The sequence below is a fragment of the Naasia sp. SYSU D00057 genome (assembly GCF_017916505.1).
GTDB lineage: Bacteria > Actinomycetota > Actinomycetes > Actinomycetales > Microbacteriaceae > Naasia.
Window position 1 is genome coordinate 34,575 of the sequence record NZ_JAFMSZ010000003.1, and the last position, 14,283, is coordinate 48,857.

Genomic DNA, 14,283 nt, shown 5'->3' on the forward strand with positions numbered 1-14,283 from the left:
GCAACCCTCTGCCGCGCCCGCGCTCAATAGCCTCGGTAGGACACCGACCTACGGAGGACGAATGGACGCCACGCTGACGACGAACGAGACCCGCCGGACGGGCTCGGTCGACCCGGCGCTGGCGCCCGGCTGGGACCGCCTCGCCTCCGCGGTGGGCGGGCTGCGCGAGCTGCAGCAGCGCGACGGCTCGCTCCGCGAGGACGCCGATCGCGCCGAGGCGGCCCGACTCGTCGCCGACCTCGACGCCGCCGTCGAGGAGCTCGCGCCGGCGTTCGAGCACGACGCGGACTACCTCGCCGCGATGCGAGCGGACCTCGCCGCCTGGGCGGCCGCCGGCTTCGGCGTGCCGGACTTCACGCGCGCCGTCGCCGCGTTCCGCCCGGAGCTGCAGCGCGAGGACGGGCTGCAGCACCTCGTCGTGTTCCCCATGTACACGCAGAACGGCAGCACCGAGCGCCTGTTCGAGGCGGTGCTCGTCGAGGTCGTGTGGCCGGAGTTCATCGCCGAGCTCGAGACGACGGCGTACTCGAACGCGCTGTTCGTGCCGATCCGCTTCCTCGCCTTCACGGGCGGCTACGACACCAACTCGGCCGTGCTCTTCCCCGAGACGGTGGCGACCGGAGCCGTCGTACCGAAGTTCACCTGGGGCGCGATCTTCGCGGACCGCGAGGCGGCGCGCTTCCGCCGCGTCGTGAACCGCGCGTCCGAGATCACGCAGCTCGAGCTGCCCGAGGACGCGCGCCGGCTGCTGAGCGACCAGGAGCTCGCGGAGGAGACCTTCGTGCTCTGGGATCTCATCCACGACCGCACCCACATGCGCGGCGACCTGCCGTTCGATCCGTTCATGATCAAGCAGCGGATGCCGTACTTCCTCTACTCGCTCGAGGAGCTGCGGTGCGACCTCACCGCGTTCCGCGAGAGCGTCCGCCTGGTGCGCGCGGAGGACACCGACGAGGTGACGCGCGACCGCGCCCGGCTCGCGCAGTACGCGATCCTGTTCGACCGCCTGTTCCGCTTCCCCCTCACCGGTAGCCGCGTCCGCAACTACGACGGCCTCGGCGGGCAGCTGCTGTTCGCGTGGCTGCACCAGCGGCGCGTGCTGCACTGGACCGACACCCGCCTCGCCTTCGACTGGGCGGAGGTGCCGGATGCGGTCGTCGCGCTGTCGGACGCCATCGACGAGCTCTACTGGGCGTCGATCGACCGGCCGAAGACGGCGCACTGGCTCGCCGCGTACGACCTCGTCCGCAGCACGCTGACGCCGCATCCCGCGTCGCAGTGGGCGCGTGGCCTTCCCGACGAGGTCCTCTCGGGGCCGCCGAAGGGCATGACGGACGCCGTGCTCGACGACGAGTTCCCGCTGTCGATGTTCTACGAGGCCCTCGGCAAGAAGATGGGCGACGTCATCGCCTCGACGTCGGGCATCACCGGCCGCGACTGACCCCTCTGAGTGCCCGTTGCGGCGCGGAGTGACCCCTGCAGCGGGAACTCGGCGCCGCAACGGGCACCTCGGCTCTGCGGAACGCGACGGGTCAGCCGCCCGCGCTCTCCCCGAAGCCGCTCTTCCCGCTCGTGCCGAAGCCGCCCTTCAGCGGCGCCCGCTCTCCCACCTTCGAGCCGGCCGGCGCCGGCTGCACCATGTCGGCCTGCAGCCGGGACCCCGGGGCGGCGAAACCGCCGTTGCCGACGGGTGCCCAGGCGGCGACCCGGGGCGAGTTCCAGCGGGCGGCGGCGAAGATGAGCGGCCCGATCCAGGCGTGGGTGTACGCGCCCCGGTAGCCCTCGGTCGATTCGCACAGGTCCTCGGGCTCGTCGACGATGTCCTCGCCCTGCGCCTCCAGCAGACGGATCTGCTCCTCGACGTCGGCGAGGCAGTCCTCCCGCGAGTCGTACTGCGGCCGCTCCGTCCCCTCCGGGACCACGTACCTCTCACCGTCCGCGCCCTCCAGCACGACCCCCTCGTCGGGGGCGGTGCAGCCGGAGAGGGCGAGCGTGGCGCCCGCGATCGAGGCGATCGCGACCGTGCGCCGGGTGGTGGCTCGGCGTGCCGCGATGCCGGACAGAGACACAGACCTCGTCCTGCGGATGCTCATGCTCGACCTCCTTCGATGAAGTGGGGGACGAACTCGGCGAGGTCTCCCGTGACGGGGCCGCTCGTCTCGCGGAGGTCGATGCCGGCGGGCGAGTCCCCGACGATCCAGCTGCCGATCACGGCGGTCTTGCCCGGGATGGGCGCGAACCGGGCGCGCTCCTGGAACACGAAGCCCTCCTCGCCGTACGGACCGCTCGCCACGGCGGCGACGCTGCCGTCGGCCTCGAACACGGTGACGTTGGCGCCCTCGCGGCCGAGTCGCGGCTTGGAGACGTAGGGGCGGCCCGCGAGCGGCTCCCGCGTCGTGAATGCAGGCAGCAGGTTCCGGTGGCCGGGGAAGAGCTCCCACAGCACGACGAGCAGCTGCTTGTTGCTGAGCAGCAGCTTCCACGCCGGCTCCACCCAGGCGGTTCCGGAGCGGCTGGTCGGCAGGAAGGCGGCGAACTGCTCGCGCGCCATCCACTCCCACGGGTACAGCTTGAAGATGCGGTCGATCGGCTCACCGTCGCCGTCGAGGAAGCGGAGGCGGTCGACGTCCCACTGGACGTCCTCCATGAAGATCAGCTTCGGCTCGAACCCGCCAGCGGCGGCGGTCTCCGCCATGTACGCGACGGTGTCGGCGTCCTCGACGATCAGCTCGCCGTCACCGGAGTCGTGCAGCGACGCGAGGTGCAGCCGGCTCCCGGGCGCCACTCCCCAGCGGGCGGTGCGGATGTGCTCCCACTGCTCGATGAGCTGCTCGTGCAGGCCGTTGAACTGATCCGCCTGCTCGCCGTGCACCTCGGTGAGCCACTGCCACTGGGCGGCGGCCGACTCCACGAGCGACGTGGGGGTGTCGGCGTTGAACTCGAGCAGCTTCACGGTGAGGTCGCCGTCGTACGCGAGGTCGAAGCGGCCGTACACGGTGGGGTCGTCCTCGTCCCACGACTGCCGCACCAGCTCGTGCAGCGACGGCGGTATGCCGAATTCGGCATACCTTCTCCTGCGGACGACGTGCTCGACGGCGTCCATGCACAGGTCGAACAGGGCCTTGGTGGCCGCCTCGATCACCTCGATCTCGCCGAGCGTGAACGAGTACGCCGCCGACTCGTTCCAGTAGGGGCGGCCGCCCTCGGACGGCAGGTCGTAGAAGGTGAACCCGACCTCGTCGCAGCGCCGGCGCCAGTCGGCGCGAGGAACGCTCTCGACCCTCCGCATTGCTTCACGGTATGGCACGGTCCGCGCTTCCCGGGGCGGTCCGGCGACCCCTTGCGGACAGGCGAGAATTGAGGAGTGAGACTGCATGATCCCGAGATCCGCACGTTCGCCAGCGACAACTACGCGGGGGTGCATCCCGAGGTCCTCGCCGCGCTTGCGGCGGCCAACGGCGGCCACCAGATCGCCTACGGGGAGGACGCCTACACCGCGCGCCTGAACGAGGTGGTGCGCGAGACGTTCGGCGAGCGGGCCGAGACGTTCCCCGTCTTCAACGGCACCGGCGCCAACGTGGTCGGGCTGACCGCGATGATGCCCCGCTGGGGCGCCGTCATCTCCACCGGGACGGCGCACATCCACACCGACGAGGCCGGGGCTCCGGAGCGGGTGAGCGGGCTCAAGCTGCTGCCCGTCGCGACGCCGGACGGCAAGCTGACCCCCGAGCTGATCGCGACGGAGGCGTGGGGCTGGGGCGACGAGCACCGTGCCCAGCCGCTCGTCGTGAGCATCACCCAGTCGACCGAGCTCGGCACCGTCTACACGCCCGCTGAGGTGCGCGCGATCGCCGAATACGCGCACGAGCACGGCATGGCGCTGCACATGGACGGGGCCCGCATCTGGAACGCGGCCGCCGCCCTCGGCGTCCCGCTGCGCGAGTTCACCTCCGACGCGGGCGTCGACGTCCTGAGCCTCGGCGGCACCAAGAACGGCCTGCTCGGCGCTGAGGCGGTCGTCGTCCTGAACCCCGACCGCGCCGAGGGACTCCTCTACCTGCGGAAGCTGAGCATGCAGCTCGCGAGCAAGCTGCGCTTCATGAGCGCCCAGCTGCTCACCCTGTTCGACGACGGTCTCGGGCTGCGGTCCGCGTCGCATGCGAACGCGATGGCGCAGCGCCTCCGCAGCGCGCTCGAGGGGACGCCGGGCCTCTCGTTCTCGCAGCCGACGGACGCGAACGCGATCTTCGCGGTGCTCGACAACGCGGCCGCCGACCGCCTGCGCGAGCGCTACCGCTTCTACGACTGGAACCGCGCGGCGGGTCAGGTGCGCTGGATGTGCAGCTTCGACACCACCGAGGCGGACGTCGACGCGTTCGTCGCAGCGGTGCGCGAGGAGCTCGCCCGCTGATCGCCCGCGAGATGCCGGTAGGTGCTCCCATCCGAATGGAATGGGGACACCTACTGGCAACTCGGGCGCTTACGGGCGGAGCAGGACCTTGATCGCGCGGCGCTCGTCCATCGCCGCGTACGCCTCGGCCGCCTCCGTGAGCGGAAGCTCGAGGTCGAAGACGCGGCCCGGGCGGATCGTGCGGCTGAGCACGTCGGGCAGGAGCTCCTCGATGTAGTTGCGGACCGGGGCGACGCCGCCGCGGACGCCGACGTTCGTGTTGAACATCGTGCGCACGGGCAGCTCGGGCCCTCCGTTCGGGACGCCGACGAAGCCGACCTGGCCGCCGGGCCGCGCCGAGCGCAGCGCCTGGTGCATCGACTCCTTCGTGCCGACGCACTCGAGCACGCAGTCGGGGCCGATGCCGTCGAACAGGTCCTTCACGCGCCGGACGCCCTCGTCGCCGCGCTCCTCGACGATGTCGGTGGCGCCGAACTCGCGCGCGACCGCCTGCCGTGCCTCGTGTCGCGACATCGCGACGATGCGGGAGGCGCCGAGCCGCTTGGCGGCCAGCACGCCGCAGAGGCCGACCGCGCCGTCGCCGACCACGACGACGGTGGAGCCTTCGCGCACGCCGGCGCTCACCGCGGCGTGGTGCCCCGTGCCCATGACGTCGGAGAGGGTCAGCAGGTCCGGGATCAGGTCGGCGTCCGGCATTCCGCCGGGCACGACCGCGAGGGTGCCGTCGGCGTGCGGCACCCGGACGCGCTGGCCCTGGCCGCCGTCGGCGAAGCCGCCCATCCGGTCCTCCGAACCCCACCAGCCGCCGTGCAGGCACGAGGTGCTGACGCCGTTCCGGCAGTTGGCGCACGTCATATCGCAGTCGTAGAACGGGGCGATCACGAAGTCGCCGGGCGCCACGTTCGACACGTCGTCGCCGATCTCCTCGACCACGCCGATGAACTCGTGCCCGATCCGGTGCGGCTCGGTGGTGGGCTGCACGCCCCGGTAGGGCCAGAGGTCGGAGCCGCAGACGCAGCTCGCGACGACGCGCACGATCGCGTCGCCGCCGGTCGAGAGCGTCGGGTCCGGAACCTCCTCCACTCGGATGTCGCGTTCACCGTGGATGAGAGTCGCCAGCATCCTTCGACCCTACGCCGCCCAGCGACGCCGCCTCACGCGGCCGAGTTGCCACTTTCGGCCCTCATACCGCTCGGGAAGGGGCGGAAAGTGGCAACTCGGAAGGCCTCACTACGGGGATCAGGCCTCGACGAACTCGAAGCGGCCGACCTCGAGGGAGTCGCCGTCGGCGTTGACGTCCACCCGGACGGTGTCGCCGTCGCGGATCTCCCCCGCGAGCAGTGCCCGCGCAAGGCGGTCGTCGATCTCCTGCTGCATGAGCCGGCGCAGCGGGCGGGCACCGTACACCGGGTCGTAGCCGCGATCGGCGAGCCACGTCCGCGCGTGCGGGGTGACCGCGAGCTGCAGCCGCCGCTCCGACAGCCGCCGCTCGAGCCGGTCGATGTAGAGGGACACGATCTGGCCGAGGTCCTCCTCGGTGAGCGCCGAGAAGACGACGATGTCGTCGAGCCGGTTGACGAACTCCGGCTTGAACGACTGCCGGACGAGCGCCTGCACGGCCTGCTCCTTCTGCTCGGCCGGGATCGACTGGTCGACCAGGTACTGGCTGCCGAGGTTCGACGTGAGGATCAGGATCGTGCTCCGGAAGTCGACGGTGCGGCCCTGCCCGTCGGTGAGGCGGCCGTCGTCGAGCACCTGCAGCAGGACGTCGAACACCTCGGGGTGCGCCTTCTCGACCTCGTCGAAGAGGACGACCGAGTAGGGGCGACGGCGCACCGCCTCCGTGAGCTGCCCGCCCTGGTCGTAGCCGACGTAGCCGGGAGGGGCGCCGACGAGGCGGGAGACGGCGAACTTCTCGCCGTACTCGCTCATGTCGATGCGAATCATCGCCTTCTCGTCGTCGAACAGGAACTCGGCGAGCGCCCGGGCGAGCTCGGTCTTGCCGACGCCGGTGGGGCCGAGGAAGAGGAAGGAGCCGGTGGGCCGGTCAGGGTCCGAGATGCCCGCCCGGGTGCGCCGGATGGCGTCCGCGACCGAGTGCACCGCCTTCCGCTGGCCGATGAGGCGCCGGCCGATCTCGCCCTCGAGGTTGAGCAGCTTCTCCGTCTCGCCCTGCAGCAGGCGGCCCATCGGGATGCCGGTCCACGCCGCCACCACCGCAGCGATGTCCTCGTCGGTGACCTGGTCGTTGACCATGCGGGGCTCGTCCGGGTTCTGCTCGGCCTTCTCGGCCTCGTTCAGCTCTCGCTCGATGACGGGGATCTCGCCGTAGAGCAGGCGGGACGCCTCCTCCAGGTTGCCCTCGCGCTGCGCGCGCTCGGCGCGGATGCGGAGGCTGTCGACCTTCTCCTTGAGGTTTCCGACGCGGTTGAGGTCGGCGCGCTCCCTCTCCCACCGCGCCTCGAGGACGGCGAGGTTCGCCTGCCGCTCGGCGAGGTCGGCGCGCAGCTTCTCGAGCCGGGCCTTGGACGCGTCGTCCTTCTCCCGCTTGAGGGCGAGCTCCTCGAGCTTCAGCCGGTCGACCGCGCGGCGCAGCTCGTCGATCTCGACGGGGGCCGAGTCGATCTCCATGCGCAGGCGGGACGCGGCCTCGTCGATGAGGTCGATCGCCTTGTCGGGAAGCTGCCGTGCGGTGATGTAGCGGTGCGACAGCGCGGCCGCGGCGACGAGCGCGGAGTCGGCGATGGACACCTTGTGGTGCGCCTCGTACCGCTCCTTGAGGCCGCGGAGGATCGCGACCGTGTCCTCGACGCTCGGCTCGCCGACGTACACCTGCTGGAAGCGGCGCTCGAGCGCGGCGTCCTTCTCGATGTACTCGCGGTACTCGTTGAGCGTCGTGGCGCCGATCATGCGCAGCTCGCCGCGCGCCAGCATCGGCTTCAGCATGTTCGCGGCCGCCACGGAGCCCTCGCCGCCGCCCGCGCCCATCAGGGTGTGCAGCTCGTCGATGAAGGTGATGATCTGGCCGTCGGACTCGTTGATCTCCTTGAGGACGGCCTTCAGCCGCTCCTCGAACTCGCCGCGGTACTTGGCGCCCGCGATGAGGGCGGAGATGTCGAGCATGACCAGCTGCTTGTTCTTGAGCGAGTCGGCCACGTCGCCGGCGACGATGCGCTGGGCGAGCCCCTCCACGACGGCGGTCTTGCCGACGCCGGGCTCGCCGATGAGCACGGGGTTGTTCTTGGTGCGGCGGGTCAGCACCTGGCTGACGCGGCGGATCTCGGAGTCGCGGCCGATCACCGGATCGAGCTTGCCGCTGCGGGCGACCTCGGTCAGGTTGATGCCGTACTGCTGGAGCGCCGACTGCTGCTCGTCCTGCTGCCGTGCGCCCTGGAAGTTCGCCATGGTTCTCCTCGGAACTGAAGGGTGGAAAGTCTACTTATGTTGAGTCGTTCCGGCTCAAGTTTATTCCGGTGTTCCGCTCCGCGCCAGGAAGTCAGTCCTCGATCGTCTCGAGCAGGTCCGACAGCACCCACCCGAGCCAGTCGGACACCTCGGCGAGGATCGGATCCGGGCGCTCGGCGGCGCGCTCGGCGAGCACCAGCCGCAGGTCGGTGAGCCCGCGCAGCCACAGGGGGACCCGCTCGTGCGGGATGCGGACCGGGTCCGGTGCCGCGAGGTCGGCGAGGATCGCCTCCGCCGACGCGACCTTGCCCTCGGTGAGTCGAGGGCGCGCGAAGTCCGCGAATTCGGCCGCCGCGGTGGCGTCGTCCGGGTAGGCCTTGGGCAGGAGCCGGGCGATAGCCCGGTCCCCGGGCACGGAGTCGGCCGCCCGGAGCAGGTCGGCGAGATCGCCGGAGAGGTCGGCGAGGAGCGCGCGCTCCCACGGCTGGAAGACGCGCTCGACGCCGTCCTCGGTGCGGACGAAGCCCATCAGGGCTCCGCCGGCCGCAGAGTCGCGAGCAGTCCGTAGCCGTGCATCGCCTCGACGTGCCGCTCCATCTCCTCGCGGCTGCCGGTGGCGACGACGGCGGATCCCTCGGTGTGCACCTGCAGCATGAGGCGCTCCGCCTTCTCCTTCGCGTAGCCGAAGTAGCTGCGGAACACCCACGACACGTACGTCATGAGGTTGACGGGGTCGTCCCAGACCACGGTGTGCCAGGGGGCGCCGAGCCGGAGGTCCTCCTCCAGCCGGAGGTCCTCCTCCGTGCCGGTCGCCTCCAGCACATCGGGTTCCGTCGCGGCGCGCGGCATCCGCGACCTCAGTCCTGGGACCCGGGCCGCCAGAGCACGAGCTCGGTGCGGCGGCTCGTCCGCATGCCGGCGCGCAGCGGGGTCACGCCGTCGTCGCCGACGGCGAACACGCGGCGGCCGGGACGGCGCAGCAGCTCGTCGGCGAGCGCCGACTCGAGCTCCCGCACGCGGCCGCGCAGCGCCGCCACCTCGTTCTCGAGCTCGAGGATGCGCCGGATGCCCTCCAGGCTGATGCCCTCGGCGCCGAGGCGGGCCACCTCACGCAGCTGGGCGATGTCCCGCATCGAGTAGCGGCGGGACTTGCCCGCGGTGCGGCGGGGTGAGACGAGTCCGATCCGGTCGTACTGCCGCAGCGTCTGCGGGTGCATGCCCGCGAGCTCGGCGGCGACCGCGATCGCGAAGAGCGGCGCGGATGCCATCTCCTCCTCGTCCATGGGTCACACCGCCCGGGCCCGGTCGATCAGCTCGCGGCGGGGGTTCTCCGGCGGACCGGCGGCGACGAACGCCTCGAGGGCCTCCCGCTGCTCGCGGGTCAGGTGCGCGGGCACGACGACCTCGACGCGGGCGAGGAGGTCGCCCGTGCCCTTCGAGGTGTGCACGCCGCGGTCCTTGACCCTCAGCACCTTGCCGCTCGACGTGCCGGGCGCCACCTTCAGGCGCACCGGCTCGCCGCCGAGCGTCGGGACCTCGATGGTCGCCCCGAGCGCCGCCTCGGCGAACGTGACGGGCACGGTGACCTTGAGGTTGAGTCCGTCGCGCTCGAACACCGGGTGCTTGCGCACCGTGACGGTGAGCACGAGGTCGCCCGGCTCGCCGCCGTCGGGGCTCGGCTGGCCCTTGCCGCGCAGCTTGATCTTCTGCCCGTCCTGCACGCCGGCGGGGATCTTCACGTTGATCGGGCGGCCGTCCGCGCCCTGCAGGCGCACGGTGTCGCCCTGGGTCGCGGTGACGAAGTCGATGGTGGTCGTCGCCGAGATGTCACCGCCCGGTGTCGGGCCGCCGAAGCCGCGGAACCCTCCGCTCGGCTGCCCGAAGCCGCCGCCGCTCCCGCCGCCGAACATCGAGCCGAAGATGTCCTCGAAGCCGCCCGCGGGATAGCCGGCACCGGGCCGGCCCCCTCCGCCGCCGCCGAACATGTTGCCGAAGACGTCCTCGAATCCGCCGCCGCCGGAGGACCCGGGCGCCGCGAAGCGGGCGCCCGAGCCCATGGCGCGGATCTGGTCGTACTCACGCCGCTGCTGGGCGTCGGAGAGCACCGAGTACGCCTCGCTGATCTCCTTGAACTTCGCCTCCGCGGCGGCGTTCCCGGGGTTCGAGTCGGGGTGGAACTGCCGCGCCAGCTTCCGGTAGGCCTTCTTCAGCGTCGCCTCGTCGGCGTCCTTCGCGACGCCGAGGGTCTTGTAGAAGTCCTTGTCGAACCAGTCCTGGCTTGCCAATGTCGGTAGTCCCTCTCCTGGGTGGTATCAGTCGGCCGGGGTGTCGACGACGACCTTGGCCGCGCGCAGCGTCACCTCGCCGATCCGGTAGCCGCGCTCGACGACGTCCGCGACGGTCGGCGCGGTCACCTCCGGGTTCGGCTTCTGGAAGATCGCCTCGTGGTGGGCGGGATCGAAGCTCTCCCCCGCCTCGCCGAACGCGACGAGGCCGATGCGCTCGACGCTCCCGCGGAGCTTGGACGCGATCGTGGTGAACGGACCGCCCTCCTCGAGGTCGCCGTGCTTCTCGGCCCGGTCGAGGTCGTCGAGCACCGGCAGCAGGAGCTTCACCACGTCGCTCACGGCGCGGTCGCGCTCGAGCTGGCGGTTGGCCTCCGTGCGGCGGCGGTAGTTCGCGTACTCGGCGGTGACCCGCTTCAGGTCCGCGAGGTGCTCGTCGACCTGCTCCGTCGGAGCGGTCGCCGCGCCGGCCGTGCCGGCGGAGACGTCCTCGAGGAACGACAGATCTTCGGGCGAGAACGACTGGTCGCCGCTTCCCCCGGTCGGGGTCTCGACGTCCGGTCCCTCCATCGACATGAACTCGCCGGCCCCGGCGGGGTCGCGCGGCTCACCCGCGCGACCCCCCGGCTGCTGCTCCGGCTGCTGGTCGTCATCATCCTTGTCAGCCATCGACTACCTCTTGCTGTCCTCGTCCTCGTCCACGACCTCGGCGTCGACGATGTCGTCGTCCGAGCCGCCGGCCGGCGCCGACTGGTCCCCGGCCGGGGCGGACGCATCCGCCTGCGGCTGGGAGTAGATCGCCTGGCCGAGCTTGGTCTGGCTCTCGGACAGCTTGTCGAGCGCGGTCTTGACCGCGTCGTCGTCGTCGCCCGCGAGGGCGGCCTTGAGGGCATCCACGTCGCCCTGCACCTCGGACTTGACGTCCGCGGGCAGCTTGTCGTCGTTGTCCTTGATGAGCTTGTCGATGGAGTAGACGAGCTGCTCGGCGTTGTTGCGGACCTCGGCGGCCTCGCGGCGGCGCTTGTCCTCCGCGGCGTGCTCCTCGGCCTCGCGGACCATGCGGTCGATGTCCTCCTTCGGCAGCGACGAGCCGCCGGTGATCGTCATCGACTGCTCCTTGCCGGTGCCCTTGTCGCGGGCGGACACGTGCACGATGCCGTTGGCGTCGATGTCGAAGGTGACCTCGATCTGCGGGACGCCGCGCGGGGCGGGGGCGATGCCGGTCAGCTCGAAGGTGCCGAGCGGCTTGTTGTCGCGGGTGAACTCGCGCTCGCCCTGGAAGACCTGGATCGCGACGGACGGCTGGTTGTCGTCCGCGGTGGTGAAGGTCTCGCTGCGCTTCGTCGGGATCGCCGTGTTGCGGTCGATCAGCTTCGTCATGATGCCGCCCTTGGTCTCGATGCCGAGGGACAGCGGGGTGACGTCGATGAGGAGGACGTCCTTGCGCTCGCCCTTCAGGACACCGGCCTGCAGCGCGGCGCCGACGGCGACGACCTCGTCCGGGTTCACGCCCTTGTTGGGCTCCTTGCCGCCGGTCTCCTGGCGGACCAGGTCGCTGACGGCCGGCATGCGGGTGGAGCCGCCGACGAGGACGACGTGCGCGATGTCGCTGACCTTGATGCCGGCCTCGCGGATGACGTCCTGGAACGGCTTCTTGGTCCGGTCGAGCAGATCCTTGGTGAGGTCCTCGAACTTGGCGCGGCTGAGCGTCTCGTCGAGGTTCGCCGGGCCGTTCTCGGTCAGCGAGAGGTAGGGCAGCTGGATGTTCGTGGTGGTGGAGCTCGAGAGCTCCTTCTTCGCCTGCTCCGCGGCCTCCTTGAGGCGCTGCAGGGCGATCTTGTCCTTCGAGACGTCGACGCCGGTCGACTCCTTGAAGCGCTGGATGAGCCACTGCACGACCCGCTGGTCCCAGTCGTCGCCGCCGAGGCGGTTGTCGCCGGACGTGGCGCGGACCTGGATGGTCGAGAAGTCGTCGTCCTTGCCCACCTCGAGGAGGGAGACGTCGAACGTTCCGCCACCGAGGTCGAAGACGAGGATCAGCTCGTCCTCGCGGCCCTTGTCGAGGCCGTAGGCGAGGGCGGCCGCGGTGGGCTCGTTGATGATGCGGAGGACGTTGAGGCCGGCGATCTCGCCCGCCTCCTTGGTCGCCTGGCGCTCGGCGTCGTTGAAGTACGCCGGGACGGTGATGACGGCGTCGGTGACGGTGTCGCCGAGGTACTGCTCCGCGTCCCGCTTCAGCTTGGCGAGGATGCGGGCCGAGATCTCCTGCGGCGTGTACCGCTTGCCGTCGATCGTGGTGGTCCAGTCGGTGCCCATGTGGCGCTTGACGGACGAGATGGTGCGGTCGACGTTGGTGACCGCCTGGCGCTTGGCCGTCTCGCCGACCAGGATGTCGCCGTCCTTGGTGAAGGCGACGACGGACGGGGTGGTGCGGAAGCCCTCGGCGTTCGCGATGACGACGGGCTCGCCGCCTTCGAGGACCGAGACCACCGAGTTGGTGGTTCCGAGGTCGATGCCTACTGCGCGTGCCATGTGCTGTCGATTCTCCTGATTCCTGCGGTCGGGAACCGCTCCGGTTCCGGTGAAAGCTCTACGGTGTAGTTGAGTCCCGCTGGCTCAAGTTTATTCCCGGCCCTAGGGGTGTCAAGTCGGCCCGGGCCAGGGTTGAGCCTACGGGACTCAACAGCCGCTCGCGCCCCCCGTTCTGCCCCCGCCCGCGTCCCCCGGACTGGTGGGGGCACGTTCTTCACCCGCCGTTTCCCGCCGCCGCTACGGTGAGCGCATGAGCACTCCCCCGCCGGACGTCGTCGTCCCGGCCACCGGTCTCGAGCTGCACGCGGACCGTGCCGTCCCCCGCAGGCAGGTGCTGTCCTGGGCGCTATGGGACTGGGCCGCCCAGCCGTTCAACTCGGTGATCCTCACCTTCATCTTCACGGCGCTGTACCTCACCACTGACGTGTTCCTGGAGCCCGAGGTCGCCGCGCTCGGCGAGGGCGACCCGGCGTACGAGGCCGGCATCGCGGGCCTCGCCTCCGGGCTCGGGCTCGCCGGAACGGTGGCGGGCGTGCTCGTCGCCCTGATCGCGCCCGTGCTCGGTCAGCGCAGCGACGGCACGGGCCGGCGCAAGCGGGCGCTCGCAGTCAACACGGGTCTGCTGGTCCTCTGCATGGCGGCCCTGTTCTTCGTGCAGGGCGCCCCCGCCTACTTCGTGCTCGGTGTCTCGCTCGTCGCCGTGGGCAGCGTCTTCAACGAGATCGCCGGTGTGCACTACAACGCCATGCTCGTCCAGGTCTCGAACCCCTCCACCGTCGGCCGGGTCAGCGGCCTCGGCTGGGGCTTCGGCTACCTCGGCGGGATCGTCGCGCTGGTCCTCGTCGTGATCGCCTACGCCGCCGACTGGTTCGGCCTCCCCGAGGACGACGGGCTGCCGTTCCGCATCGTCGCGGTCGGCTGCGCCCTGTGGACCCTGCTCTTCGCGATCCCCATCTTCCGCAACGTGCCGGAGCTGCCCGCGGCCGAGCGGCAGGAGCGGGTCGGCTTCTTCCGCAGCTACGTGCTCCTCGCCCGCCACGTCGCGCGGCTCTGGCGGGAGTCGCGGACGACGTTCTGGTTCCTGCTCGCGAGCGCGGTGTTCCGTGACGGCCTCGCGGGTGTGTTCAGCTACGGGGCCGTCATCGCGGCCGCCGTCTTCGGCTTCGGGTTCCTGCAGGTGGTGGCGTTCGGCATCGCGGCCAACCTCGTCGCCGGCGTCTCGACGATCGTCGCGGGGCGCTTCGACGACCGGCTCGGCCCGAAGACGGTCATCGTCGGCAGCCTGGTCGGCCTCGTGGTCGCGGGCACCGCGGTGTTCGTGCTGCGCGACCTCGGCGACGTCGTGTTCTGGATCGGCGGCCTGCTGCTGTGCCTGTTCGTCGGCCCCGCGCAGTCGGCGAGCCGCTCGTTCCTCGCCCGCGTCACGCCCGCCGGCCGGGAGGGCGAGGTGTTCGGCCTGTACGCGACGACGGGCCGCGCCGCCTCGTTCCTCTCCCCCGCGCTCTGGACGCTGCTCATCGCGGTCTCCGGCGTGACCGCGTGGGGCATCCTCGGCATCGTCGCGGTGCTCGCGGTCGGCCTCGTCCTCATGCTGCTCGTCCGCGTGCCCCGCGAGGCGCGCCCGTCCGCCTGACCCGTCCCCCACCCCGG

Annotated in this window: 13 protein-coding genes; 3 read left to right on the forward strand and 10 right to left on the reverse strand. The window is 71.2% G+C overall.

The features are described from left to right. Positions 1 to 61 precede the first annotated feature (61 nt). Positions 62 to 1,441, forward strand: coding sequence for a DUF6421 family protein (locus tag J3P36_RS10625; protein WP_246854621.1), 1,380 nt, complete (start codon positions 62 to 64; stop codon positions 1,439 to 1,441). 91 nt (positions 1,442 to 1,532) lie between these two features. Here the strand turns inward: J3P36_RS10625 and J3P36_RS10630 are convergent, their stop codons facing one another. Continuing rightward, a complete protein-coding gene (locus J3P36_RS10630) occupies positions 1,533 to 2,093 on the reverse strand; it encodes a hypothetical protein (protein ID WP_210507965.1) in 561 nt (186 codons plus the stop codon). Next, entirely contained in the window at positions 2,090 to 3,289 is a 1,200-nt protein-coding gene (locus J3P36_RS10635) for a glutathionylspermidine synthase family protein (RefSeq protein WP_210507966.1), read from the reverse strand. The genes J3P36_RS10630 and J3P36_RS10635 overlap by 4 nt, the downstream gene beginning before the upstream one ends. Before the next feature lie 75 nt (positions 3,290 to 3,364). On the opposite strand from J3P36_RS10635, the gene J3P36_RS10640 reads away from it, so the two are divergent. Next, on the forward strand, positions 3,365 to 4,411 hold the full coding sequence (locus tag J3P36_RS10640) for a low specificity L-threonine aldolase (protein WP_210507967.1): 1,047 nt from the start codon (positions 3,365 to 3,367) through the stop codon (positions 4,409 to 4,411). Between the two features lie 69 nt (positions 4,412 to 4,480). Here J3P36_RS10640 and J3P36_RS10645 read toward each other — a convergent pair whose 3' ends face one another. From J3P36_RS10645 to dnaK, 8 genes are all read right to left on the reverse strand, one after another. After that, positions 4,481 to 5,533, reverse strand: coding sequence for a zinc-dependent alcohol dehydrogenase family protein (locus J3P36_RS10645; RefSeq protein WP_210507968.1), 1,053 nt, complete (start codon positions 5,531 to 5,533; stop codon positions 4,481 to 4,483). A 117-nt stretch (positions 5,534 to 5,650) separates the two neighbouring features. After that, the gene (locus J3P36_RS10650; RefSeq protein WP_210507970.1) at positions 5,651 to 7,816 is read right to left on the reverse strand and encodes an ATP-dependent Clp protease ATP-binding subunit; all 2,166 of its coding nucleotides are present in this window, start codon (positions 7,814 to 7,816) and stop codon (positions 5,651 to 5,653) included. Between the two features lie 91 nt (positions 7,817 to 7,907). After that, entirely contained in the window at positions 7,908 to 8,345 is a 438-nt protein-coding gene (locus tag J3P36_RS10655; protein WP_210507972.1) for a DUF2017 family protein, read from the reverse strand. Beyond that, entirely contained in the window at positions 8,345 to 8,665 is a 321-nt protein-coding gene (gene clpS / locus J3P36_RS10660; RefSeq protein ID WP_210507974.1) for an ATP-dependent Clp protease adapter ClpS, read from the reverse strand. Before clpS ends, J3P36_RS10655 begins: the two co-directional genes overlap by 1 nt. 8 nt (positions 8,666 to 8,673) lie before the next feature. Next, positions 8,674 to 9,084, reverse strand: a complete 411-nt coding sequence (locus J3P36_RS10665) for a heat shock protein transcriptional repressor HspR (protein ID WP_374100718.1) — start codon at positions 9,082 to 9,084, stop codon at positions 8,674 to 8,676. Positions 9,085 to 9,102: 18 nt separating this feature from the next. Then, positions 9,103 to 10,101: a DnaJ C-terminal domain-containing protein gene (locus J3P36_RS10670; RefSeq protein ID WP_210507978.1), complete on the reverse strand. Its 999-nt coding sequence runs from the start codon at positions 10,099 to 10,101 to the stop codon at positions 9,103 to 9,105. 27 nt (positions 10,102 to 10,128) lie between these two features. Beyond that, complete coding sequence (locus J3P36_RS10675; RefSeq protein WP_210507980.1) at positions 10,129 to 10,770, reverse strand: nucleotide exchange factor GrpE; 642 nt, start codon at positions 10,768 to 10,770, stop codon at positions 10,129 to 10,131. A gap of 3 nt (positions 10,771 to 10,773) precedes the next feature. Further along, positions 10,774 to 12,633, reverse strand: coding sequence for a molecular chaperone DnaK (gene dnaK / locus J3P36_RS10680; protein WP_210507982.1), 1,860 nt, complete (start codon positions 12,631 to 12,633; stop codon positions 10,774 to 10,776). 250 nt (positions 12,634 to 12,883) lie between these two features. Here dnaK and J3P36_RS10685 point away from each other — a divergent pair, with 250 nt between their 5' ends. Beyond that, positions 12,884 to 14,266 (forward strand): MFS transporter, encoded by a 1,383-nt coding sequence (locus tag J3P36_RS10685; RefSeq protein WP_210507984.1) that lies wholly within the window; start codon positions 12,884 to 12,886, stop codon positions 14,264 to 14,266. The last annotated feature ends 17 nt before the right edge of the window (positions 14,267 to 14,283 follow it).